Here is a 23,928-nt window from a genome sequence, read left to right on the forward strand (position 1 = left end):
GGAGTGACGAGGCATGACGCGCAGGGCGGACGACGGCGCGCGGGCACAGCGCCGGGCGCAGGTGGTCGCCGTGGTCGTCACCGAACCCGCCGACGCGGTGCCCCTCGTCGGGCTGCAGCCGGCCGGCGCCGACATCGCCGTCGTGGCGCTGCAGGCGGGCGGGAAGGACGGCCGGGCGGCCCTCGACCGTGCCCTCGGCGCGGCCGGGGACCGTGGCTGCCGGGTCGCGGGGGCGCCCAGGGTGCTCAAGCCGGGCGACCCGGTGCCGGCGCTGCTGGCGGAACTCGACGCCATCGGGCCGGACCGGCTGCACACGCTGGATCCCGACCCCGTGCACACCGGGTTCGACCGGGCGAGCGGTACGCCGACCTACGACGTGCCGCCCGTGCACGCCGAGACGGCCGCCCACGCGCTCGCCGCCGCCCGCGCCTGGCAGACGCGCACGGGAAGGCCGCTGCTCGTGGACTGCCACCGGGTGGGCGCGGAGCCGGAGTCGGACGCGGACGCCTGCCGGCGCTATCCGAGCCCGGCGAACTGGCTGTCCGCCGGGTTCGACGGCCGGCTGACCGCCTTCCAGCCCACCGCGGCCGGAGTGCTGCGCCGCCACCAGGACGCGCTGGGCCGCTGGACGGAAGGGGAGCTGGTGGAGGGCACCGGGCTGCTGCCGGGCCTGCTGGTGGTGGCCGATCCGCAGGGCTTCGCCAACCTCTTCGGGCTGCGCCGCACCCCGCGCGCCGACGGCGGCGCCGACGTCGAGGTGGTGCGGGCGGCCCAGTACCGCACCGGCGGGCCGCTGATGTGGCACACGCTCGGCGGGCCGAACGTCGCCGACTGGCGCCGGGGCCGCTCGATCGGCTTCCCGGCCGCGGCCTTCGACGCGGCGGGCAACCTCTTCGTGTTCGTGCGCAACTTCGGACACGGCATCAGCTGGCGCTGCCTGGCGGCCGACGGCACCTGGACGCCGTGGGAGCACCTGAGCGGCCTGCGGGTCGCCGACGAACTCGCCGCGGTGACGACCGAGCACGGGGGCGTCGAGGTGTACGCCCGCCGGCGTGACGGCGCGGGTGCCGTCCGCTGGTACACGGGGCGGGACGGCGCCTGGGCCGAGGACCGCTCCCTGCGGTTCGCTCCGCGCCCCGGCACGCTGACGCCGGCCCCCGAGCCCGGCGCGGTCCTCTTCCGTGACCTGCGCACCGGTGAGGCCTGCTGGTTCAGTGCCGCGCACGCGGCCGTGCTGCCGCTCGGCGAGAGCGCCGGCACCGGGCCGCTGGCCTGGGTGCGGGGCGTGGAGATGGACGGCTGGGCCTATGCGCTGCTGCTCGGTGCGGGCGCCGACGGCACCGGCACGTTCGGGGCCTACCCGGAGGGCCGGCCGGACACCGGTGTCTGGTGGCAGGGCCTGGGCGCACCGGCGTTCGGGACGCCCGCCGCCGCGCTGGGCCGGGGCGGCCGTCTTACCGTCGCGGCAGCGGTGCCGGGCGGGTCGGTGGAGGTCGCTCACCGGGAGAAGGGCGCGGGGCAGATCGCGTTCGGCGGTTGGCGCTCCGTCGGGCCGCCGGTGGCCTGACCTGGTCGGTTGCTTGAACGACGATGATCGGGAATGGTTGTACGGGAACAGGTGTGATCCACATCGCGCCGAATGTGGTGCCTATTCAGATCGACATTCAAGTTAATAGTTGGTTAGAGTTCAAGCCGCTCGTGTGATCGAGCTGTGAATGTCAGCTCGGGTGCTCGGGTCCCTGGGGCGCCGACGCGACCACAGGGCGATCCGTCCTGGTTGGGTGCGTGCTGAGGGGTTATGGCCAAGCTGTCGCTGCGGGCTGTCCAAAAACTGACCTGCAAGAAGCGCGATGCCTGGTGGACGGTCTTCCTCGTCGACCCCGTTGCCACCCGGATGCTGATCGTCTTCGCCCGCTTCCGGTTCATCACCCCGAACCGGGTCACCTGGGCCGCGCTCTTCATCGGCCTGGCCTCGGCCGGTTTCTTCCTCAAGGGTGACACGCAGTCGCTGCTCATCGGCGCCCTGCTGTACCACCTGAGCTTCATCCTCGACTGCATCGACGGCAAGCTCGCCCGGCTCAAGGGCAACGGCACCGTCTTCGGCGGCTGGCTCGACTACGTCTTCGACCGCATCCGGGTGCTGTTCTGCGCCCTGGCCCTGATGGGCGGTCAGTTCCTGCGCACCGACGACGAGCGCTATCTGCTCGCCGCGCTCGCCGTGGTCTTCCTCGACATGCTGCGCTACGTCGACGCGCTGCAGATCTACAAGATGCGCCAGTCCATGCGCACCAAGATCGAGAAGGTCACCAAGGAACGCGCCGAGGCCGAGCGGGCCGAGGCAGAGGCCCGCGCCGAGGAGGAGGCCCGCGCCCGGGCCGAGCAGGCCCGGTACGAGGCCGAGCAGGCCCGGTACCAGGCCGAGCAGGCCCGCTTCCGGACCGAGCCCGCCGGGCCCCAGGCCGCGCAGGGCGAACGGCAGGCCGACGCACCCCAGGTCGTCTTCATGGAGGACCTGCTGCGCGACAACCCGGGCACCCCCGTCGAGACGCTCCGTCAGGAGGCCGGCGCCCACAACGTGGTCGACCTGCACGAGCAGTTCCGCGGCCAGTTCCCCTGGTACACCCGCATCCGGCGGATGATGCTGCGTACCCGGGTGCGCCCGCACCTGATCAGCGGCATCGAGTTCCAGATGTTCATCTTCATCGTCGGTCCGCTGATCGGCCGGATCCTGCTGACCACGGTGGTCTCGGCGGTCCTGCTGATGCTCTTCGAGCTCGTGATCATGTACAAGTTCTGGCTCTCCACCCGCGACTTCACCCGCGTCATGGAGGAACTCGCCCCCACCCCGGCCACCGCCGGCACCATCGCCCCGCACCTGTACCGGGGCCGGCACCGCCAGGCCGCGCAGGAAGCCCTGCTGGCCGACGAGCGCTACCGGGCGCCGGAGCCGGAGGAGGACCCCTTCTTCCAGCCCTACCCGCAGCCGCAGTTCCACGCGCTCGACCCGCGCGAGGCCCAGGACGTGCGCAGCACGATGCCGCTCGGCGTCATCCCGCAGCAGCCCGCGGCCCGCCAGGCCTCCGTACGGCAGGCCGAGCCGACCCACTGGGCGCAGGACGAGGGGCACTGGCGATGACCCTGCCGACCGGCATCGACGGCCACGGCGAGGTCACCGGGTACTCCTCCGCGACCCCCGCGGCACAGGTCGACACCGTCTCGTACGCCGATCCGTCGATGTACACCGTCACCGTCGTGATCGCGGCGTACAACGCGAGCGCCACCCTGGACCGCGCGCTGCGCTCGGCGCTGAACCAGACCCACCGCAACCTGGACGTCGTCGTGGTGGACGACGCCTCCACCGACGGCACCCTGTCCGTCGCCCACGGCTACGCGCACAAGGACGCCCGGGTGCGCGTCATCACCCGCACCGCCAACAGCGGCGGCTGCGGCGCCCCCCGCAACCACGGCATCGACGCGGCCCTCGGCCAGTACCTGATCTTCCTGGACGCCGACGACGAGCTGCCGCTGAAGGCCTGCGAGACCCTGCTCGCCTCCGCGCTGTCCACCGGCGCCGACATCACCGCCGGCCGGGCCCTGCGGGTCAACCTCGCCAAGGACGAGATCACCGTCTGGCAGCCGCAGCTGTACGGCACCGACCGCACCGTCACCGGCGGCCTCGCCGCCATGCCCGAGCTGTTCGAGGACCCGATCGCCGCGGCCAAGCTGTACCGCGTCGACTTCCTGCACCAGTACGGCATCCGCTTCCCCGAGGGCGTCTTCTTCGAGGACACCTACTTCTCCACCGTCGCCGGCCTGTGCGCGCACACGATCACCCTGCTCGCCGCGCCGGTCTACCGGTGGATGTGGGAGCGCGAGACGGACACGCCCTCCATCACCAACCGGCGAGCCGAGCTGCGCAGCATCCGCGACCGGGTGCGGGTGCACCGGTGGGCCGACGAGTACCTGATCCGGCACGGCGCGGGCGAGCTCGTCGCCCACAAGGCCGCCAAGTTCCTCTCCCACGACCTGCGCCTGTACACGCCCGAGCTGCGCACCGGCGACGACGCCTTCCGCACCGGGTTCCTCAGGGCCACCGCCCCCTACCTGCGCTCGCTGCCGCAGGACACCTTCGACCTGTGCGGCCCGCTGGAGCGGGTGCGCGCCTTCGCGCTGATGCACGAGCAGGTCGACATCGCGCTGACGGTCGCCGACTACACCCAGCGGCGCAGCGTCCTCAGCTCCGACCTCGTGGAGCGCGACGGCAAGGTCTACTGGTCCGGCGCGCTCCTCGGCCGCCCGGACGCCGAGCGCTTCCTCGACGTCACCGACCTGGACCTGACCGGAAGCGACCTCGCCGACGCCCGGCTGTTCAACCAGGCGACCCGGGCCGAGATCCGCGACGGCGCGCTGCACATCACCGGCTTCATCCGCAACCAGTTCGGCCGGGTCGGGCGCAAGGACAAGCTCGAACTGACCGCCGTACTGCGCCGCCGCAGCCCCAAGACCGACCACGCCTTCAAGGTCACCGGCGTCGAGGTCGACGAGGACCACATCCGCTACCACACCACCGTCGACCTCGACGAGACCGTCGGCAAGGCCGGCCGGGACGCCGTGTGGAACCTCTTCGTGCAGATCCGGCACGCCGGACAGCGCGCCACCACCGCGGTGTGCGTGCGCGGCCTGGACCTGGCGAGCGAGCGCTACACCGGCGGCGCCACCACGTACGAGATCTACGAGACGGTCAGCGGCAACCTCGCGCTGCGCCCGGAGACCAGCGAACAGCAGGTGCGCACCGACCGGCCCGGCACGCCGTGGCTGTGGTGGGCGAACCGCGCGCTGCCCGAGCCGTTCGCCCCGCAGGAGAAGTACGGCGCCGCCCTCGTCGTGCACTGCCACAACGACGAGTACAACCTCTACGAGTTCCTCAGCTCGCTCGCCGCCCAGCGCGACTTCGAGCGCACCGAGGTGATCCTCGTCGACGACGGCTCCACCGACGCCACCCCGGGCCACCTCGCGAACTTCGCCGCGCACTACCCCAACGCCAGGATCGTCCAGCAGGTCGCCATGGGCATGCGCGCCGCCTTCGACCACGGCCTGCGCCATGTCACCGCGCCCTATGTGATGTTCGTGCGCGCCCAGGACATCCTGGGCGAGGACAGCGTCAGCCGTCTGCTGAGCACCGCCCGCAAGGCCAAGGCCGACGTCGTCGTCGGCGACAACGACAACTTCCCCGGCCCGCGCCGGGGCACCGACGAGCCGTGGAAGCGGTACTTCGGCAAGAAGGCCGACGCCGTCCAGCGCCTGGACGACGCGCCCTACCTGGTCTTCTCGACCGGGCTCGGCGCGAAGCTGCTGAAGACGAAGCTGGTGCGCGAGCAGCGGCTGCGGGCCGGCGCCGGACCCGGCCACGAGGACGCCTGGCTCGTCGTCCCCGCCCTCCTGCACGCCCGCCGCGTCGCCGTCGCCCCCAACGCCACCGCCTACGAGCGCGACCCCGAGCAGCACGACTCGCTGTTCGACCTGCCGTGGAACGACCCGGTCAAGGCGCAGGAGCTGATCCGGCTCGCCCGGCACGTCCTGCGCCGCGCCGAGAAGCTCGACGCCCGCACCCGGCGCCTGGCGCAGCGCTTCGTCGTCCGCACCTTCCAGCCCTACCTGCGCAACCTGCACCGCATCATGAGCCGGGCGGAGCTGGCGGCGGTGTTCCCCACGCTGTGCGAGGTCTACGCGGGCATACCCGACGACCTGATCCTGCAGTACGCCACCGCCGCCCGCTCCCGGCTGCAGCACCACGCCGTGCTCACCGGCAACTTCGACCTGTTCTGCGAGCCGCACGGCAAGCCCGAGTACCGGCCCTACCTGTACCTCGACGAGCAGGGGCTGCACCGCCGGCTCACCGCCGACCGGGTGGAGACCTCCCTGCTGCGGGTGGACCGGCACAAGGCCGTGCTGGAGACCTGCCACATCGACCCGCACCGGATGGTCTTCGAGGGCCTGCTCGTCCTCACCGGCGTCGACATCAGCCACGTCTACGGCAACCGCATCGAGCTCGTCCTCACCGACGGCCACACCGAACAGGCGCTGCGCGTCGAGCAGGTCTACCGGCGCGACCGCTGGCGCACCCGCAAGGAGCAGGACTGGTACGCCGGCTGGCGTGCCGTCGCCCGGCCCGAGGACTTCGCCTCCCTGAACAACCGGGACCTGTCCCTGCTGCTGCGCATCCACGACGGCGACCGGCACATCGACACCGTCGTCGACGCCCGGCAGATGCTGCACCGCTTCAAGGGCGTGCACCGCGCCGGCCGCGCCACCGTGCTGCTCACCATCGACGCCGACGAGAAGATCACCCTGCGCCGCGTCGCGGGCCTGGCCAAGCGCACCGCGCACCGCACCGGGCGCTTCTTCGCCGCGCTGCGTGCCGCGCTGCCCGGCCGGCCCGGCTGGCGCACCCGCCTGCTGTACTGGCTGTACCACCCGTGGCTGCGCGGCAAGGACATCTGGATCATCGGCGAGCGCGAGGACACCGCACAGGACAACTCGTACCACCTGTTCAAGTGGATCCGGCAGAACCACCGCCGGCGCAAGGTGTACTTCGCCATCAACGGCGACGCCCCCGACCGCGCCAAGCTCGCCCCGTACGGCCACGTCATCGACCGCCTGTCCTGGAAGTACCGCGTCTACCTGCTGCACGCCAGCCGGCTGATCAACGCCTACGACCTGGAGGCCTACCTCGGCTTCCCGGGCCTGTCCAAGCGGGCCTTCCTCACCGGCTACGGCGACCTGCTGCGCTACAAGCGGGTCTTCCTGCAGCACGGCGTGGTCTACAACGACGTCGCCCCGTCCATCCACGCCCAGGTCACCAACGTCGACATGGTGCTCACCACCGGCCGCAGCGAACGCGCCTACTACGCCGAGCACTGCGGCTACGGCTACGAGCGCGTCGCCGCGACCGGCCTGCCCCGCTTCGACGCGCTGGAGCCCGTGCACGGGCCGCGCCGCATCCTGGTCATGCCGACCTGGCGGCGCGACATCGTGGCGCCCTCCTACAACAAGGCGGCCAAGCCGGAGATCCCCTTCGCGGCCTCCGAGTACTACCGCTTCTTCTCCGCGCTGCTGCGCGACGAGCGGCTGCTCAAGACGCTCCAGTACCACAACGTGGAACTGGAGTTCATGCCGCACTACGAGATCCGGCCCTACCTCAAGCACTTCCGCATCGACCACCCGTCGATCACGGTCTCCTCGACCGGGCGGGACGTGCAGCTCGCCATGCGCGAGTGCGCGATGCTCGTCACCGACTACTCGTCGGTGTTCTTCGACGTCGCCTACATGGGCAAGCCGATCGTCTACACCAACTTCGACGACGAGTCCTTCTACAGCAAGCACTACAAGCGCGGCTACTTCGACCTCGCCCGGGACGGCTTCGGACCGACCTGCGGCACCGTCGAGCGGGCGGTGGACGAGATCATCGCCTCCGTCGAGCGCGGCTTCGTCGTGGAGGAGCAGTACCGTCAGCGCGCCGAGGAGTTCTTCGTGCTGCGCGACACCAACAACTGCGAGCGGGCCTTCAAGGTGATCGACACCATGGACGCCTCCGTCGCGGGCGACCCGGGACGGCCCACCGCACCCCTGGTGATGGGCCGGCCGGGCGAGCACCAGGAAGGAAGGGGATGACGCCGTGCGGCACAAGAGGATCTTTCTCGCCGGCGACTCCAGCGTGACGAGCCGGCCGCGGAGCATGGCGCCGATGGTCGGCTGGGGCCAGGTGCTCCAGCTGTTCGTGCAGGGCGCCGAGGTGGTCAACGCGGCCCGTGCCGGCTCCAGTTCGCGCAGCTTCCTGGAGCGCGGCAGGCTCGCCTGGATCCTGGAGAACATCGCCCCCGGCGATCTGCTGCTGGTCTCCTTCGGCCTGATCGACATGAAGCCCGGCGACGGCCGCTTCACCGAGCCGTTCGGCGACTACCAGTTCTTCCTGCGCCAGTACGCGCTGGGGGTGCGCGAGCGCGGCGCCCACCCGGTGTTCGTGACCAGCCACGAGCGGCGCGTCTTCGACGAGCACGGCAACATGCGCCGCCCCCTCGGCCTGTACCCGGCGGCGATGCGGGAGCTGGCGACGGGCCTGTCCGTGCCGCTGATCGACCTCAACGAGTGGAGCGTCGGCTGGTGGCGCCAGGCGGGACCGGAGGGCACCAAGGACCTCTTCCTGTACCTGGACCCGGGCGAGCACCCCAACTACCCCGACGGCATCGCCGACAACACGCACCTGCGCGGCCACGGAGCCGTCGAGTGCGCCCGGTTCATCGCCGGCGACATGTGCGCCAAGGGCCTGCTCACCCCCGAGTACTTCCGCAACCTCGACGCCCGTATCCCCGAGACGGCCGTGGAGTTCCTCGACGACCACGTCTTCGAGCAGCTCACCAAGGAACGCGTGGGCGGGCGCACCGCCCCGGCCGAGAGCGGGGCCCTGCTGTGAACGACTGGCATCCCATCGCCCGTGCCTGGGTCACCCACCCGCAGGCCCGCCACATCGGCGGCACCCTGGAGCTGTTCGCCGACGCCGACCCGGCCCAGCCGGTGACCCCCGGCCAGGAGATCACCTTCACCATGGTGGTCACCCCCACCGGCGGCGCCTTCCGCACCTACGGCTACCTGCTCGACGACTTCCTCGGCGACGTCGCCACCATGGCCCGCCACCAGGGCATGAGCCACCTGAACAACGGCCGGTACGCCACCTACGCCTCCGACGCCGAGCAGCGCACCGTCTCCTGCCAGGTGCGGGTCGCCGACGACGCCCCGGACGGCGCCGTGCTGCTGCCGCGCGTCATCATCGGCCTGATGCCCGCACAGGGCGACAAGCTGATCCCCTCCACCGCGGTCTCCGACGCCGGTTACCGGGTGCGGCGGCACTTCGTGCCCGGGCAGAGCTTCACGCTGCCCCCGGGCGGCCGCGTCTCCCTGCCGCCCGGCCACACCTGGGCGCCGGGGCTGCGGTTCATGGGCGTGGGGATCGCCCGCCACGGCATGCTCACCTGCCCGCCCGACGGCAGCGTCACCTACCAGGCGGACCCCGGGCACCTGGGATACGACCGGTTCGAGCTGGCCTTCGAGGACGAGCGCGGCAACCGGGTCTGGTCCGAGGTGACCATCCACATCGGCGACTTCGGGGCGTCCCCCGGGGCACTGCCCACCTATGGCTAGGCGGCACCCGGCAGCCCGGTGGGCCGCCGCGCTGGCCGCCGCCGCCCTCCTCGCGGGATGCACGGCCGGGCAGCCCGACTCCGGACTGCCCGCGTCCTCCGCCTCCCCGCTGCCCGACCTGCCCGCCGGCCTCGACTACCAGGAGCCGACCCGGCAGCTCGGCCCGGACAGCCCCGTGCGGCTGCACGTGCTGCGCGTCGCGCCCGACGCCCGGGCACGCGTCACCGCCGTCCACGGAACGGACCTGCCGAACACGGAGACCGTGCGCTCCCTGGCGGACGCGGCCGGCGCGCTCGCCGCGGTCAACGGCACGTACTTCGACATCCGCACCGGCCGCAACCACTCCGGCTACGAGGGCGACCCGATCGGCCTGTACGCCGAGCACGGCCGGGTCCTCAGCGAGGCCCTGTCCGGCCGCCCGGCCCTCGTCCTCGGATACGACGCCGGACGGCTCGTGGCCCGGGTCACCGAGGCGTCCACCACGGGACGGCTGCGGGCCGCCGACGGCGCCCGGCGCGAGCTGGACGGCGTCAACCGGGTCGCCGGCCGCATCCTGGGCTGCGGCGGCACCGGCGGTGACCGGCTCGCCACCACCGGGGAGGTCCAGACGGAGCCCGCCAACGGCCTGTGCACCGACGCCGACGAGATCGTCTCCTACACCCCGCAGTGGGGCGCCCGCACCCCGCCGGGCCCGCCCGGCAGCACGGAGGCGCTGCTGTCGTCGTCCGGCCGGGTCACCCGCCTGCGCTCACCCGCCGGCGGACCGCTGCCCAAGGGCGGCGGCTCGCTGTACGGCATCGGCAGGGGAGCCGCCTGGCTGCGCGTCCACGCCGCCCCGGGCCGCCCGCTGGCGGTGTCCGAGCGGATCACCGACGCGGACGGCGCTTCGCTGACCGGGCCCGTGGACACCGCCCTGGGCGGCAGCGCCCGTCTGCTGCGCGACGGCGCGGTGGACGCGGACGCGGAGCGGCTCGGCAGCCGTGAACCGCGCACCGTCGCCGGCGTCACCGCCGACGGTACCCTGCTGCTGGTCGTCATCGACGGCCGCGCGCCGGGCGTGAGCGTGGGCGCCACCGGGCCCGAGGCCGCCGAGCTGCTGAGTTCGCTCGGCGCCGTGGACGCGGTGAACCTGGACGGCGGCGGCTCGACCACCGCCGTGGTCGGTGGTGCGCTGCGCAACAGCCCGCGCGCCACCGAGCGGGAGCGCGTCACCGAACGTCCCGTCGCCGACGCGCTCGTGGTGCTGCCGCGCTGATCGCTGTTCAGGGAAGGGTGACGGCGCCGGCCGAGGCCGAGAACAGGGAACCGCCCGTGCTCATCGAGATGTACGCCTCGTAATCCCCGGCGATGGCGTTCGTGAGCGCGACGCCCTTGTATCCGGAGGTGGCGAAGTAGGCGAAGTCGTAGGAGCCGAAGTCTCCGCGCCGCACGTGCGGCCGTACCGCGAGCGGTTTGCGGGACATACCGAGCCGGAAGGAATACGTGGCCTGTGCGCCGCGCAGGACCAGGTAGTAGTTCGCGTGACCGTGCGCGGCCGCCTCGATGCCGTGCACGAAGAAAACACCCTCGACGTGCAGCACCCGGTCCTTCAGCCAGCTCTTCTCCAGGGAGAACGCGGTCTCCTGGGAGAAATGGCCGAGGACGGGCCGCCGGACGAGCCGCACCCGCTGCTCGTCACCGATGAGCGATATCTCCAGTCCGCCGAAAGGCCGCCGTATGTCGAAGGGCCGGCGTGCCACGAGTTTCGTGCGCCGGTCTATGCCTTCCGCGGGGCTGGAGACCCGCACGGAGAGTTCGTAGACACCGCCGGGCATGCCCGCCATGGAAATCCCGGTTTTCGCCTCGGGCTCGAATCCGCCGTCGGTGTAGTCACGGGCGTACCGGTCGAAGTAGAGGCTGTAGGTGTGCTTGGCCTCGGTCGTCGCCAGCGGGAACTCGAAGTGTTTCCCGCCGCCTTCGACGACCAGGGACTTCACCGTCGGGAACTCGCCGTGCGGGGACTCGCCGGGCACGAAGGCGTGGCCGCTCAGCAGCAGGTTGTTGCCGCGGATGTCCTGCTTGTTCAGTACGGCGGTCAGCGCCTCGGAGGCCCGCAGCTCCGCCAGGTACCGCTGCCGCTCGTAGGGGTCGACGCGGGCGTCGCCGTTCTCCACGAAGCCCAGCCTCGGCACGGCGCCGTCGGACAGGGCGGACAGCATGCCCAGCACCAGGGGCAGGTTGTAGCCGGAGACCTCGCCGTGCTGCCGGACCAGCTGCGAGTTGGTGCGGATCAGGTTGAAGTTGTCGCAGGCCCAGAACAGCTGCAGATGCGGGCTGATCTCGGTCTCGTACTGCTCGTCCGCCTCCGACGTGAACAGGTAGATGTTGTGGCCCTGCCCGCCGTAGCTCTTGAGCAGCTCCGGGATGGCGCCGTCCAGCATGTCGACGTGCGCCTGCGGCATGTCGGGGCCCAGCATGTAGCGGCCGGTCTCCGCGCGGTCGCGTACGTAACTGCCGACCAGGAACTGCGGAACCACCGTCACGATGTTGCGGAAGCCGTACTTCAGGCCGTAGTACAGCGCGGCGCTGCCGCCCTTGGACACCCCGAGCAGGGAGACCTGCTCGGGACCCAGGCCGAGCTGCCCCATGGTGTTCTGGATGAGCCCGAGGACGGAGGCCTCGATGTCGAAGTTCATCGACCGGCACATGTAGTAGCTGTAGTGGCCGTCGAATTCGTCGCGGATCCACAGCACATTGGCGCGCAGGCCGTTCAGCGATTTACCGGCGAAGTGATATCCGTTCGGTGCGGCGAATCCCGAGAACACCACGATGAGATGGCGCACATCGCCTTCAGCGGGCCGGAACCGGTACTCCACGGGGACCGCCCCCGATGTGTCGGTCCCCGTGACGACACCGCGCCGGTCCACCGCCGCGAGATTCGGCACCAGCGCAGGAAGTTCCGTATTCATGAGATGTCGTACCCGCTCCTGTGTGAAGATCACCCCCCGCTTCCCGAAGGAAGCCCCCGGAAGTCTAACGGGCGGCTGTGGGGGAGGCGAGGGTGAGCTGTACGACAGAAAGGGCCCCCGCTTGTGGCGGGGGCCCTCCTTTCACGCAGGTGTCACTCCGGGACCGACGCGAGACCCGGGGCGAGGAACTTCTTGCCGTTCACCCGCTCCGAGACGCCCTCGCGGTCCAGGTACGGCGTGATGCCGCCCAGGTGGAAGGGCCAGCCGGCGCCGGTGATCAGGCACAGGTCGATGTCCTGGGCCTCGGCGACGACGCCCTCGTCGAGCATCAGGCCGATCTCCTGCGCCACCGCGTCCAGGACACGGGCGCGGACCTGCTCCTCCGTCAGGACGGTGTCGCCCTGCTTCAGCAGCGCGGCGACCTCCGGGTCCAGCTCGGGCTTGCCGCTGTCGTAGACGTAGAAGCCGCGCTTGCCCGCCTCGACGACCGCCTTGAGGTTCGGGGAGACCGTGAAGCGGTCCGGGAAGGCCCGGTTGAGGGTCTCCGAGACGTGCAGGCCGATCGCCGGGCCGACCAGCTCCAGCAGCACCAGCGGCGACATCGGCAGGCCGAGCGGCTCGACCGCCTTCTCCGCCACGGCCACCGGGGTGCCCTCGTCGATGACGTTCTGGATCTCGCCCATGAAGCGGGTCAGGATGCGGTTCACGACGAACGCCGGGGCGTCCTTGGTGAGGACCGCCGTCTTCTTCAGCTTCTTGGCGACGGCGAAGGCCGTGGCCAGCGAGGCGTCGTCGGTCTGCTCACCGCGGACGATCTCCAGCAGCGGCAGGACGGCGACCGGGTTGAAGAAGTGGAAGCCGACGACCCGCTCGGGGTGCTTCAGCTTCGAGGCCATCTCCGACACCGACAGCGAGGAGGTGTTGGTCGCCAGGATCGCGTGCGCCGGGGCGACCGCCTCGACCTCCGCGAACACCTTCTGCTTGACGCCCATCTCCTCGAACACGGCCTCGATGACGAAGTCCGCGTCCGCGAAGCCCTCGGCCTTGTCCAGGACACCGGTCACCAGCGCCTTGAGGCGGTTGGCCTTGTCCTGGCTGATCCGGCCCTTGCCGAGCAGCTTGTCGATCTCGGCGTGGACGTAGCCCACACCCTTGTCGACGCGCTCCTGGTCGATGTCGGTCAGGACGACCGGCACCTCAAGGCGGCGCAGGAACAGCAGCGCCAGCTGCGAGGCCATCAGACCGGCGCCGACCACGCCGACCTTCGTCACCGGGCGGGCCAGCGACTTGTCCGGCGCACCGGCCGGGCGCTTGCCGCGCTTCTGCACCAGGTTGAAGGCGTAGATGCCGGCGCGCAGTTCGCCGCCCATGATCAGGTCGGCGAGCGCCTGGTCCTCGGCGTCGTAACCCTGCTGCAGGTCGCCGTTCTTGGCGGCGGCGATGATGTCCAGGGCGCGGTAGGCGGCCGGGGCCGCGCCGTGCACCTTGGAGTCGGCGATGAAGCGGCCCTTGGCGACGGCCTGGTCCCAGGCCTCACCGCGGTCGATCGCCGGGCGCTCGACGACGATCTCGCCCTTGAGGACGGACGCCGTCCAGATCAGCGACTGCTCCAGGAAGTCCGCGCCCTCGAACAGCGCGTCGGCGATGCCCAGCTCGTAGACCTGCTTGCCCTTGAGCTGCTTGTTCTGGTTGAGGCTGTTCTCGATGATCACCGTCACGGCCTTCTCCGCGCCGATCAGGTTCGGCAGCAGCGTGCAGCCGCCCCAGCCGGGGACCAGGCCGAGGAAGACCTCGGGCAGGGAGAACGCCGGCAGCGCCGCGGACACCGTGCGGTAGGTGCAGTGCAGGCCGACCTCGACGCCGCCGCCCATGGCCGCGCCGTTGTAGTACGCGAAAGTCGGGACCGCGAGGCCGGAAAGCCGCTTGAAGACGTCGTGGCCGCCCTTGCCGATGGCGAGCGCGTCCTTGTGCTCCTTCAGCAGCTCGACGCCCTTGAGGTCGGCGCCCACGGCGAAGATGAACGGCTTGCCGGTGATGCCGACGCCGACGATCGCGCCCTCGGCCGCCTCCTTCTCGACCTGGTCGATGGCGGTGTTGAGGTTCGCCAGCGACTGCGGGCCGAAGGTGGTCGGCTTGGTGTGGTCGAAGCCGTTGTCCAGCGTGATGAGCGCGAAGCGCCCGGCGCCGGCCGGCAGGTCGAAGTGGCGCACGTGCGCCTGCGTGACGACCTCGTCCGGGAACAGCTCGGCCGCGCCCTTCAGGAGTTCAGCGGTGGTGCTCACTTGTCGCCTCCGTCGAAGTGCGGGTTCTCCCAGATGACCGTCGCGCCCATGCCGAAGCCGACGCACATGGTGGTCAGGCCGTAGCGGACGTGCGGCTGCTCCTCGAACTGGCGGGCCAGCTGCGTCATCAGGCGGACGCCGGAGGAGGCCAGCGGGTGGCCGAACGCGATGGCGCCGCCGTACTGGTTGACGCGCGCGTCGTCGTCGGCGATGCCGTAGTGCTCAAGGAAGGCCAGCACCTGCACGGCGAAGGCCTCGTTGATCTCGAACAGGCCGATGTCGGAGATGGACAGGCCCGCCTTGGCGAGGGCCTTCTCCGTGGCCGGGATCGGGCCGTAGCCCATGACCTCGGGCTCCACGCCCGCGAAGGCGTAGGAGACCAGGCGCATCTTGACCGGCAGGCCGTGCTCGCGGGCGAAGTCCTCGCTCGCGATGACCGAGGCGGTGGCGCCGTCGTTCAGACCGGCCGCGTTGCCGGCGGTGACCCGGCCGTGGACGCGGAACGGCGTCTTGAGGCCGGCCAGGCTCTCCAGGGTGGTGCCCGGGCGCATCGGCTCGTCGGCCGTGACCAGGCCCCAGCCCGTCTCGCCGCCCTCGGGGCTGGTGCGGCGCACCGAGATCGGCACCAGGTCCTGCTGGATCTTGCCGTTGGCGTACGCCTTGGCGGCCTTCTCCTGCGAGCGCACCGCGTACTCGTCGGCGCGCAGCTTGGTGATCGACGGGTAGCGGTCGTGCAGGTTCTCCGCGGTCATGCCCATGAACAGGGCGGACTCGTCGACCAGCTTCTCGCTCACGAAGCGCGGGTTGGGGTCCACGCCCTCGCCCATCGGGTGGCGGCCCATGTGCTCGACACCGCCGGCGATGGCGACGTCGTACGCGCCGAAGGCGACGGAGCCGGCGACCGAGGTGACGGCGGTCAGGGCGCCGGCGCACATGCGGTCGATGGAGTAACCGGGGACGGACTGCGGCAGGCCCGCGAGGATGCCGGCGGTGCGGCCGATGGTCAGGCCCTGGTCGCCGATCTGCGTGGTCGCGGCGATGGCGACCTCGTCGATCTGCGCCGGGTCCAGCCCGGGGTTGCGGCGCAGCAGCTCCCGGATCGCCTTGACGACGAGGTCGTCGGCGCGGGTCTCGTGGTAGATGCCCTTCGGGCCCGCCTTGCCGAACGGGGTACGGACGCCGTCGACGAAGACGACGTCCCTGACGGTACGAGGCACGATGGCTCTCCTCCAGGGTACGGGACGCTGAGCGCTTGCTTACGGCCCATGCTACTAACGAGTAACGTCGCTGCACAGCCCGGACGGCCGGAGCGGTGAAGGTCACACACGGCAGACGGGTGACCGGGCCGGATCTTGGCGCGATCTAGGCGGTCCTGCGCATGACAACAAGGGGGAGGTCGTCCTGAAGGGGCGCGGGGGACTGTGCGAAGCACCACAGACCACCCGCACCCGGCGTGCGTCGGGAAGCCGCCACGGCGCCTAGGCGGACAGCGCTGCCACCAGTACCGGCGTCACCAGCTCGACCTGCCACGCCCGAGCCCCGTACCCCGCCAGCGTCGCCGCGACGGCGTCCGCGTCGGCCCCCTTGGGCGGCTCCCAGCACACCCGCCGCACCGTGTCCGGGGCGATCAGGTTCTCCTGGGGCAGATTGAGCCGCTCGGCCAGCGCCGACACCCCGGCCCGGGCCGCCGACAGGCGTGCCGCGGCGGCCGGGTCCTTGTCGGCCCACGCCCGCGGCGGCGGAGGCCCGGTCACCGGCTGCCCCTGCTGCGGCAGCTCCGCCTCCGGCAGGGCCTTGGCCCGGTCCACGGCGGCCTGCCACTGCTCCAGCTGGCGGCGCCCCATGCGGTGCCCGAAGCCGCCCAGGGCGGCGAGGGCGTGCACATTCGACGGCAGGGCGAGGGCCGCCTCCACGATGGCCGCGTCGGAGAGCACCTTGCCCGGCGAGACGTCGCGGCGCTGGGCGATCCGGTCCCGGGTCTGCCACAGCTCGCGCACCACGGCCAGCTGACGCCGGCGCCGCACCTTGTGCATGCCGGACGTGCGCCGCCACGGGTCCTTGCGCGGCTCGGCCGGCGGGGCCGAGGCGATCGCGTCGAACTCCTGGCGGGCCCACTCCAGCTTGCCCTGCCGCTCCAGCTCCTTCTCCAGCGCGTCGCGCAGGTCGACGAGCAGCTCGACGTCGAGCGCGGCGTAGCGCAGCCAGGGCTCGGGCAGCGGCCGGGTGGACCAGTCGACGGCGGAGTGGCCCTTCTCCAGGACGTAGCCGAGGACGTTCTCCACCATGGCGCCGAGTCCGACCCGCGGGAAGCCGGCGAGCCGGCCGGCCAGCTCGGTGTCGAACAGGCTGGTGGGCACCATGCCTATCTCGCGCAGGCAGGGCAGGTCCTGGGTGGCGGCGTGCAGCACCCACTCGGTGCCGGCCAGCGCGTCACCGAGAGCGGACAGGTCGCCGCAGGCCACCGGGTCGATCAGTGCGGTGCCGGCGCCCTCGCGGCGCAGCTGGACGAGGTAGGCGCGCTGGCCGTAGCGGTAGCCGGAGGCGCGCTCGGCGTCGACCGCGACGGGGCCGGAGCCGGCGGCGAAGGCGGCGACCACCTCGGCGAGGGCGGCCTGGTCCGCGACGACGGGCGGGATGCCCTCGCGGGGCTCCAGCAGCGGGATCGGCGCCTCCGTAGCAGAAGATCCGCCGTCGTCCGGAGGGCCGCCTCCGGTGGTTCGCAGTGAAGTGTCTGCTGCGGTGTCGTGGGCGTCGGTCACGTGTCAAGGGTATCCATGCATGGACGGCGCCCGTCGACGGAACGTTCCGTCGACGGGCGCCGAAGGGTCGTAAACCGGTCAGCTCGGTGTCATGCCGGGTTCACGATCCGCTGGGAGGGACGGGGCCGGGAGGGGGACCGGTCCCGTTCGCGTCGGTGAAGGGTCACGGTGGGGGGACAGGGGACGATCGGTGCGGCGGGGGCCGGTGGACGGCCGGCCGGGTGCGGTCAGTGGATGATGCCGGTGCGCAGGGCGACGGCGACCATGCCGGCGCGGTCGCCGGTGCCCAGCTTGCGGGCGATGCGGGCGAGGTGGCTCTTGACGGTCAGCGCGGACAGGCCCATGGAGACGCCGATGGCCTTGTTCGACTGGCCCTCCGCCACCAGCCGCAGCACCTCCACCTCACGGCCGGACAGCTCGCGGTAGCCGCCCGGGTGGCTCGGGGCACCTGGGGGGCGGCGGTGGAGGCGGGCCGCGGCCGCGCCGATGGGGGCGGCACCGGGCCGGGTGGGGAGCCCGACGGCGGTACGGGTGCCGGTGACGACGTAGCCCTTGACTCCGCCCGCGAGGGCGTTGCGCACGGCGCCGATGTCGTCCGCGGCGGACAGGGCGAGCCCGTTGGGCCAGCCGGCGGCGCGGGTCTCGGACAGCAGGGTGAGGCCGGAGCCGTCCGGCAGGTGGACGTCGGCGACGCAGATGTCGCGCGGGTTGCCGATGCGGGGACGGGCCTCCGCGATGGACGAGGCTTCGATGACGTCGCGCACGCCGAGCGCCCACAGATGCCGGGTGACGGTGGAGCGGACGCGGGGGTCGGCGACGACGACCATGGCGGTGGGCTTGTTCGGGCGGTAGGCGACCAGGCTTGAGGGCTGCTCGAGGAGAACGGACACCAGGCCTCCTGAGGGGCGGGACGGCTTTCAAGGTCACAGTCGTCTTCGGCAGCGAGGGCCGGGCCCTTTAGAGAAAGATCACGATTTAGTGAGTAACAATCTGTGCAATTCGGACACGCGGTCGATCGTTCGGTGCACGAATCGGTTCGTTCGAGTGGCGGTCGTGACTGAAAGTGGCCGTATCGACAAAGTGACGGTCAAGCAGCCGCCCGCAAACCCGCGCCGCGGGTGAACCGGAACGCGGGGGGCGAGGTACGTGAAGGGGGAGAGCGGGGCTCAGCGCGGCTGAGGGCCGCGCCGCTGCGGCAGCGTGACCACCGACGCGTCCCCGGGACCGGCCGGCGGCAGCCCTCCGACCTGCGCCAGCAGATCGCACCAGGACGCCAGATGGGCCGCCGTGTCCGGGACGCCGCCCAGCCCCTCCCGGGGCGTCCAGGACGCGCGGATCTCGATCTGCGAGGCCGGCGGGCGGCTGGCCAGCCCGCCGAAGTAGTGGGAACCCGCCCGGGTGACGGTGCCGCTCGGCTCGCCGTACGCCAGCCCGCGCGCGGTCAGCGCCCCGGTCAGCCACGACCAGCACACCTCGGGCAGCAGCGGATCGGCCGCCATCTCCGGCTCCAGCTCCGCGCGCACCAGCGTCACCAGCCGGAAGGTGCCCCGCCAGGCGTCGTGCCCGGCCGGGTCGTGCAGCAGCACCAGCCGCCCGTCGGCCAGCTCCGACTCACCGTCGACCACCGTGGCCTCCAGCGCGTACGCGAACGGCGCGAGCCGCTGCGGGGCAGGGGTCGGCTCGATCTCCACCTGGGGCCGCAGCCGCGCCGTGCGCAGCGCGTCGACGGCGGCCCGGAAGGGCAGCGGAACCGCTGTGCCCCCTCGTGCCTCCCCCGTGTCCCTCGCGTCGTCCATTCCGTCAGCGCCGTCCGACAGTCGTCCCTGAGCCGCAGCCATGCGGGGAAGAGTAAGGGGAAGCGGGCCCTCGCGCAGGGCAAGACACCCCCCGTCGGGGCACCCGGTTGCCGGGTGGGGGCGGGCGGCGCCCCTTGTGCGCCATGCGAGACTTGCCGTCGTGAGTGCCAACGGAAGCCCCTCGGGCAAGCAGCCGACAGCGACGTACGACAGCGCCTTCCTGAAGGCGTGCAGGCGCGAGCCCGTGCCGCACACGCCGGTGTGGTTCATGCGGCAGGCCGGGCGCTCCCTGCCGGAGTACCGCAAGGTGCGCGAGGGCGTCGGCATGCTCGACTCCTGCATGCGGCCCGACCTGGTCACCGAGATCACCCTGCAGCCGGTGCGCCGGCACGGCGTGGACGCGGCGATCTACTTCAGCGACATCGTCGTACCGCTGAAGGCCATCGGCGTCGACCTCGACATCAAGCCCGGCGTCGGCCCTGTGGTGCAGAACCCGATCCGCACCCGCGCCGACCTCGCCCAGCTGCGCGATCTCACCCCCGAGGACGTCCCCTACGTCACCGAGGCCATCGGGCTGCTCACCGCCGAACTCGGCGCCACCCCGCTGATCGGCTTCGCCGGCGCCCCGTTCACCCTCGCGAGCTACCTCGTCGAGGGCGGCCCGTCGCGCACGTACGAGAACGCCAAGGCGATGATGTACGGCGACCCCGAGCTGTGGTCCGACCTGCTGGACCGGCTCGCGGACATCACCTCCGCGTTCCTGAAGGTGCAGATCGAGGCCGGCGCCTCCGCCGTCCAGCTCTTCGACTCCTGGGCCGGCGCCCTCGCCCCCGTCGACTACCGCCGCTCGGTGCTGCCGGCCTCCGCCAAGGTCTTCCGCGCCGTCGAGTCCTACGGCGTGCCGCGCATCCACTTCGGTGTCGGCACCGGTGAGCTGCTCGGCCTGATGGGCGAGGCCGGCGCGGACGTGGTCGGCGTCGACTGGCGCGTCCCGCTGGACGAGGCCGCCCGCCGCGTCGGCCCCGGCAAGGCGCTCCAGGGCAACCTCGACCCGACCGTCCTGTTCGCCCCGCAGTCCGCCGTCGAGGCCAAGACCCGCGAGGTGCTGGACGCGGCGGCGAACCTGGAGGGCCACGTCTTCAACCTCGGCCACGGCGTCATGCCGTCCACCGACCCGGACGCCCTGACCCGGCTCGTGGAGTACGTCCACGCGCACACCGTCCGCTGAGGGGCGCTCACCACGTCTGACGGGGCCGCGCGTTCCTGCCGAACAGCAGGCCGCGCGGCTCCGGTGGCGGTGGGGTGCCCGGGCGCAGCGGCAGGGCGATGAGCATGCCCGCGAGGAAGCCGACGACATGCGCTGCGTACGCCACCGTGCCGGCCGCGGAGACGCCCTCGCCGGCCGAGTACACCGCCTGGAGCACGAACCAGAAGCCCAGCACCAGCCAGGCGGGCAGCCGCAGCGGCAGGAAGATCAGGAACGGAACCAGGACCCACACCCGGGCCCTCGGGTACAGCACCAGATACGCGCCGAGCACCCCCGCGATCGCCCCCGACGCGCCGATCAGCGGGTCGCCGGATCCGGCGTTGAGGACGGCGAAGCCGTACCCGGCCGCATAGCCGCAGACGACGTAGAAGAGCGCGAAGCGCACGTGCCCCATGCGGTCCTCGACGTTGTTGCCGAAGATCAGCAGGAACAGCATGTTGCCCAGCAGGTGCAGCCAGCTGCCGTGCAGGAACATCGCCGTGAACACGCTCAGCGCCGGCGACTTGTCGTAGGACGGCGGGGCCACCACACAGCCCGGGCCGTGCGCGCCGAGTCCCACGTCCCCGGTGGGGACCAGGCCCGGCATCCGATGGTGGATCAGCTCGCGCGGCACGGCCGCCCAGTGGTCCAGGAACGCGTGCAGATGGCACGACTGCGCCAGCGTGCTCTCCCCGGCCACGGACCCGGCGAGGCCGGGCGTGAAGAGGAACACGACCACGTTGGCGGCGATCAGCGCGTACGTCACCCAGGGGGTGCGGCGCACGGGGTTCACGTCATGGACGGGGATGACCACGAGGAACTACTGCCCGCGATGCGGTCGGCGAATCGGTGAACGTGCGCGACCGCTCCCGCGTATGTCTCCTCAACCGCCCGCGGCGCGGGGAAGGCGTGCCGCGGGGCCGACGAGGGGACACGCAGATGAACGACCGAGTCACTCCCACGATGCACGCGCTGCCCGACGGCGAGGCGGAACTGGCCGTGGTGCTCCGGCTGCCCTGGGAGGACGTCGCCCGGCTGGGCCAGGAGGCGGGGCGGCTGGCCGCGCAGGCGCAGCGCCCGGTGACCCTGGACGAGGCCGTCAGCCACCGGCTGCGCTCCCGCCCGGTCGCCGCGCACGCCAAGCCGGCGGGGGAACAGCCGGCCGCGGTGTCGGCGCTGCCGAGGATCAGCGGGACGGCGTAGCCACCCGGGGTCAGTGGGGCGGTGTAGCCACTCCGGGTCAGTGGGGCGGTGTAGCCACCCCGGATCAGTGGAGTGGTGTGCCCGACCGCACCTTCGCCGCCGCCTTCCGCGCCGCCACCAGCACCGGGTCCCACACCGGGGAGAACGGCGGCGCGTAGCCGAGGTCCAGCGCGGTCATCTGCTCCACCGTCAGGCCGGCCGTGAGGGCCACCGCCGCGATGTCCACCCGCTTGGCGGCGCCCTCGCGGCCGACGATCTGCACGCCGAGCAGGCGGCCCGTGCGGCGCTCGGCGAGCATCTTCACCGTCATGGGGGAGGCGCCCGGGTAGTAGCCCGCGCGGCTCGTCGACTCGATCGTCACCGTCTCGAACCGCAGACCGACCCTGCGCGCGTCCTTCTCCCGCAGCCCGGTCCGCGCGATCTCCAGGTCGCACACCTTGCTGACCGCCGTGCCGACGACACCGGGGAAGGTGGCGTAGCCGCCGCCCACGTTGGTGCCGATGACCTGGCCGTGCTTGTTGGCGTGGGTGCCCAGCGCGATGTGCCGCTCCTGCCCGGAGACCAGGTCGAGCACCTCGACGCAGTCGCCGCCCGCCCAGATGTCCTCGTGCCCGCGCACCCGCATCGACAGGTCGGTCAGCAGACCGCCGTGCCGGCCGAGCGGCAGGCCCGCCGCCCGCGCGAGCCCCGTCTCGGGGCGTACGCCGATGCCGAGCACGACCACGTCGGCGGGGAACTCGGCACGGTCGGTGGCCACCGCGCGCACCCGGCCGTCGTCCCCGGTGAGGATCTTGGTGACCTCGGCGTCGTCGACCATGGTGATGCCCAGGCCCGTCATCGCCTCGTGCACCAGGCGGCCCATGTCCGGGTCGAGCGTCGACATCGGCTCGCTGCCCCGGTTGACGACGGTCACCTCGTACCCGCGGTTGATCAGCGCCTCGGCCATCTCGACGCCGATGTAACCGGCGCCGACGACCACCGCGCGCCGCCCACGCGTGCGTGCCAGCGTGTCGAGCAGGGCCTGCCCGTCGTCGAGGGTCTGCACGCCGTGCACGCCCGGCGCGTCCACACCCGGCATCCGCGGCCGGATCGGCCGCGCCCCGGTCGCGATCACGAGCTTGTCGTACGACGTCCAGTACTCGGCCCCGCCGTCCACGTCACGCGCGCGTACCCGCCGCCCGGCCACGTCGATCTCCACGACCTCGGTGCGCAGCCGCAGGTCGATGCCGCGCGCGCGGTGCTCCTCGGGGGTGCGGGCGATCAGCTCGTCCCGTCCGGCCACGTCACCGCCGACCCAGTACGGGATGCCGCACGCCGAGTAGGAGGTGAAGTGGCCGCGTTCGAACGCCACGATCTCCAGCTCGTCGGGCCCCCTGAGCCGACGTGCCTGCGACGCCGCGGACATCCCCGCGGCGTCGCCGCCGATCACCACCAGCTTCTCCCGCGCACCCCGTGCCGCACCAGTCATGGTCATGCGAACACGCTAGACGCACACGGTGTTTCAGTCCTCACCGCGCCGCCTCAGCCGGGGTCGCAGCAGCCGCAGCCACGCCGCGAGCAGCAGCGCCGCCACCGCCGCGAACGGCAGCACCGCGCCCAGCGCCACCGCGATCCAGCGCAGCATCGTCACGAACGCGTCCCAGCCGCCGGCCAGCGCGTCCACGAAGCCCGGGGCGTCGTCGTCCTCCTCGGCCTGCCGCACCGGCGTCCCGGACAGCGACAGCGTGATGGTGGCCAGGCTGGTGCGGTCCTTCAGGGACGCCTGCTGGGCCAGCAGCGCCTCCAGGTCGGCCTGCCGGCGGCTCAGCTCGCCCTCCAGCTCCACCACGTCGCTCAGCTTCGTCGCCCGCTCCATCAGCTCCCGCACCCGGGCCACGCTGGCCCGCTGGGTGGCGATCCGGCTCTCCACGTCGACGACCTGGTCGGTGACGTCCTGCGCCTTGGAGCTGCGTTCCAGCAGCCGGCCCGCGCCCTGCAGCGTGGCGAGCACGGCGTCGTACCTCTCCACGGGCACGCGCAGCACCACGCGCGTCTGCTCGCCCCCGTCCTCGTCGCGGGTGGTCGTCTCGTCGCCGACGTAGCCGCCCGCGGCCTCGGCGGCGGCCCGCGCGTCGTCCAGGGCCTTCGGCACGTTCTTCACCCGCACGGTCAGCGAGGCCGTGCGGATGATCCGGTTCTGCGCGAGCTTCGGCGGCGCGGCGGTGGCCTTGCGGGCGCCGCCCTCGCCGCCCTCGCCGCCCGCCGCGCCCTCCTGGCCCGCGCGGGCGTCCGCGGCCTCGGCGGGGCCGGCGGCCGCCGCCTTGTCCTGCGCGCTGCTCGCCCCGCCGGAGTCGCCGCCGGCCCCGCACGCCGTCAGCGTCAGGGCGGAGGCCAGCAGCAGCCCGGTCAGTGCCGCAACGGGTCGCGGAACGAAGTGTCGTGTGCGCATCTGGGTTTCAGCCCCCCGGGTCGTGTGATGACGGACGCTCCTTCGACGCCGGAGCGGGGCGCGGCGTTGGC

The 23,928-nt window shown here is 72.2% G+C and carries 17 protein-coding genes; 8 read left to right on the plus strand and 9 right to left on the minus strand.

The annotated features are described in order from the left end of the window. Nucleotides 1-13 precede the first annotated feature (13 nt). The 6 genes from C3489_RS25740 (at nt 14) to C3489_RS25765 (ending at nt 10,450) form a co-directional block, all read left to right on the plus strand. Nucleotides 14-1,567: a hypothetical protein gene (locus tag C3489_RS25740; protein WP_103784450.1), complete on the plus strand. Its 1,554-nt coding sequence runs from the start codon at nt 14-16 to the stop codon at nt 1,565-1,567. Between the two features lie 231 nt (nt 1,568-1,798). Further along, entirely contained in the window at nt 1,799-3,136 is a 1,338-nt protein-coding gene (locus C3489_RS25745) for a CDP-alcohol phosphatidyltransferase family protein (RefSeq protein WP_103784451.1), read from the plus strand. Next, a complete protein-coding gene (locus C3489_RS25750; protein WP_103784452.1) occupies nt 3,133-7,671 on the plus strand; it encodes a glycosyltransferase in 4,539 nt (1,512 codons plus the stop codon). The genes C3489_RS25745 and C3489_RS25750 overlap by 4 nt, the downstream gene beginning before the upstream one ends. Nucleotides 7,672-7,675: 4 nt before the next feature. Next, nucleotides 7,676-8,470 carry a rhamnogalacturonan acetylesterase gene (locus C3489_RS25755; protein ID WP_258054944.1) on the plus strand — a complete coding sequence of 265 codons (795 nt, stop codon included), beginning with the start codon at nt 7,676-7,678 and terminating at the stop codon, nt 8,468-8,470. Further along, the gene (locus tag C3489_RS25760; protein ID WP_103784453.1) at nt 8,467-9,195 is read left to right on the plus strand and encodes a hypothetical protein; all 729 of its coding nucleotides are present in this window, start codon (nt 8,467-8,469) and stop codon (nt 9,193-9,195) included. Before C3489_RS25755 ends, C3489_RS25760 begins: the two co-directional genes overlap by 4 nt. Next, nucleotides 9,188-10,450: a phosphodiester glycosidase family protein gene (locus tag C3489_RS25765; RefSeq protein WP_258054945.1), complete on the plus strand. Its 1,263-nt coding sequence runs from the start codon at nt 9,188-9,190 to the stop codon at nt 10,448-10,450. The genes C3489_RS25760 and C3489_RS25765 overlap by 8 nt, the downstream gene beginning before the upstream one ends. A gap of 7 nt (nt 10,451-10,457) precedes the next feature. Here the strand turns inward: C3489_RS25765 and C3489_RS25770 are convergent, their stop codons facing one another. From C3489_RS25770 to C3489_RS25795, 6 genes are all read right to left on the minus strand, one after another. Further along, on the minus strand, nt 10,458-12,119 hold the full coding sequence (locus C3489_RS25770) for a hypothetical protein (RefSeq protein ID WP_258054946.1): 1,662 nt from the start codon (nt 12,117-12,119) through the stop codon (nt 10,458-10,460). A gap of 176 nt (nt 12,120-12,295) precedes the next feature. After that, a complete protein-coding gene (locus tag C3489_RS25775; RefSeq protein ID WP_103784454.1) occupies nt 12,296-14,425 on the minus strand; it encodes a 3-hydroxyacyl-CoA dehydrogenase NAD-binding domain-containing protein in 2,130 nt (709 codons plus the stop codon). Further along, nucleotides 14,422-15,642 (minus strand): acetyl-CoA C-acyltransferase, encoded by a 1,221-nt coding sequence (locus C3489_RS25780; protein ID WP_103784455.1) that lies wholly within the window; start codon nt 15,640-15,642, stop codon nt 14,422-14,424. The genes C3489_RS25775 and C3489_RS25780 overlap by 4 nt, the downstream gene beginning before the upstream one ends. Nucleotides 15,643-15,903: 261 nt before the next feature. Further along, nucleotides 15,904-17,184 carry a ribonuclease D gene (locus C3489_RS25785; RefSeq protein ID WP_103784456.1) on the minus strand — a complete coding sequence of 427 codons (1,281 nt, stop codon included), beginning with the start codon at nt 17,182-17,184 and terminating at the stop codon, nt 15,904-15,906. Between the two features lie 227 nt (nt 17,185-17,411). Beyond that, nucleotides 17,412-18,074: a response regulator transcription factor gene (locus tag C3489_RS25790; protein WP_103784457.1), complete on the minus strand. Its 663-nt coding sequence runs from the start codon at nt 18,072-18,074 to the stop codon at nt 17,412-17,414. A gap of 276 nt (nt 18,075-18,350) precedes the next feature. Then, nucleotides 18,351-19,022 (minus strand): DUF3000 domain-containing protein, encoded by a 672-nt coding sequence (locus C3489_RS25795; RefSeq protein ID WP_103784458.1) that lies wholly within the window; start codon nt 19,020-19,022, stop codon nt 18,351-18,353. A 118-nt stretch (nt 19,023-19,140) separates the two neighbouring features. Here C3489_RS25795 and hemE point away from each other — a divergent pair, with 118 nt between their 5' ends. Further along, entirely contained in the window at nt 19,141-20,208 is a 1,068-nt protein-coding gene (hemE, locus tag C3489_RS25800; RefSeq protein WP_103784459.1) for a uroporphyrinogen decarboxylase, read from the plus strand. Between the two features lie 7 nt (nt 20,209-20,215). Here the strand turns inward: hemE and C3489_RS25805 are convergent, their stop codons facing one another. Further along, nucleotides 20,216-21,040 (minus strand): rhomboid family intramembrane serine protease, encoded by an 825-nt coding sequence (locus C3489_RS25805; protein ID WP_103784460.1) that lies wholly within the window; start codon nt 21,038-21,040, stop codon nt 20,216-20,218. Nucleotides 21,041-21,165: 125 nt separating this feature from the next. Here C3489_RS25805 and C3489_RS25810 point away from each other — a divergent pair, with 125 nt between their 5' ends. Beyond that, nucleotides 21,166-21,429: a hypothetical protein gene (locus C3489_RS25810; protein WP_103784461.1), complete on the plus strand. Its 264-nt coding sequence runs from the start codon at nt 21,166-21,168 to the stop codon at nt 21,427-21,429. A gap of 64 nt (nt 21,430-21,493) precedes the next feature. On the opposite strand, the gene C3489_RS25815 is transcribed toward C3489_RS25810, so the two are convergent. Beyond that, complete coding sequence (locus C3489_RS25815; protein WP_374936779.1) at nt 21,494-22,897, minus strand: FAD-dependent oxidoreductase; 1,404 nt, start codon at nt 22,895-22,897, stop codon at nt 21,494-21,496. Between the two features lie 33 nt (nt 22,898-22,930). Further along, complete coding sequence (locus tag C3489_RS25820; RefSeq protein WP_103784463.1) at nt 22,931-23,857, minus strand: DUF4349 domain-containing protein; 927 nt, start codon at nt 23,855-23,857, stop codon at nt 22,931-22,933. Nucleotides 23,858-23,928: the final 71 nt, after the last annotated feature.

It is taken from the genome of Streptomyces sp. Ru71, assembly GCF_002920535.1.
In the GTDB taxonomy this organism is placed as follows: Bacteria; Actinomycetota; Actinomycetes; order Streptomycetales; family Streptomycetaceae; genus Streptomyces.

Excerpts from the sequence above, each read along its gene's own strand:
- C3489_RS25740 (WP_103784450.1), top strand. The coding sequence starts at position 14 with ATGACGCGCAGGGCGGACGACGGCGCGCGGGCACAGCGCCGGGCGCAG.
- C3489_RS25745 (WP_103784451.1), top strand. The coding sequence starts at position 1,799 with ATGGCCAAGCTGTCGCTGCGGGCTGTCCAAAAACTGACCTGCAAGAAG.
- C3489_RS25750 (WP_103784452.1), top strand. The coding sequence starts at position 3,133 with ATGACCCTGCCGACCGGCATCGACGGCCACGGCGAGGTCACCGGGTAC.
- C3489_RS25765 (WP_258054945.1), top strand. The coding sequence starts at position 9,188 with ATGGCTAGGCGGCACCCGGCAGCCCGGTGGGCCGCCGCGCTGGCCGCC.
- C3489_RS25795 (WP_103784458.1), bottom strand. The coding sequence starts at position 19,022 with ATGGCTGCGGCTCAGGGACGACTGTCGGACGGCGCTGACGGAATGGAC.
- C3489_RS25810 (WP_103784461.1), top strand. The coding sequence starts at position 21,166 with ATGAACGACCGAGTCACTCCCACGATGCACGCGCTGCCCGACGGCGAG.
- C3489_RS25815 (WP_374936779.1), bottom strand. The coding sequence starts at position 22,897 with ATGACTGGTGCGGCACGGGGTGCGCGGGAGAAGCTGGTGGTGATCGGC.
- C3489_RS25820 (WP_103784463.1), bottom strand. The coding sequence starts at position 23,857 with ATGCGCACACGACACTTCGTTCCGCGACCCGTTGCGGCACTGACCGGG.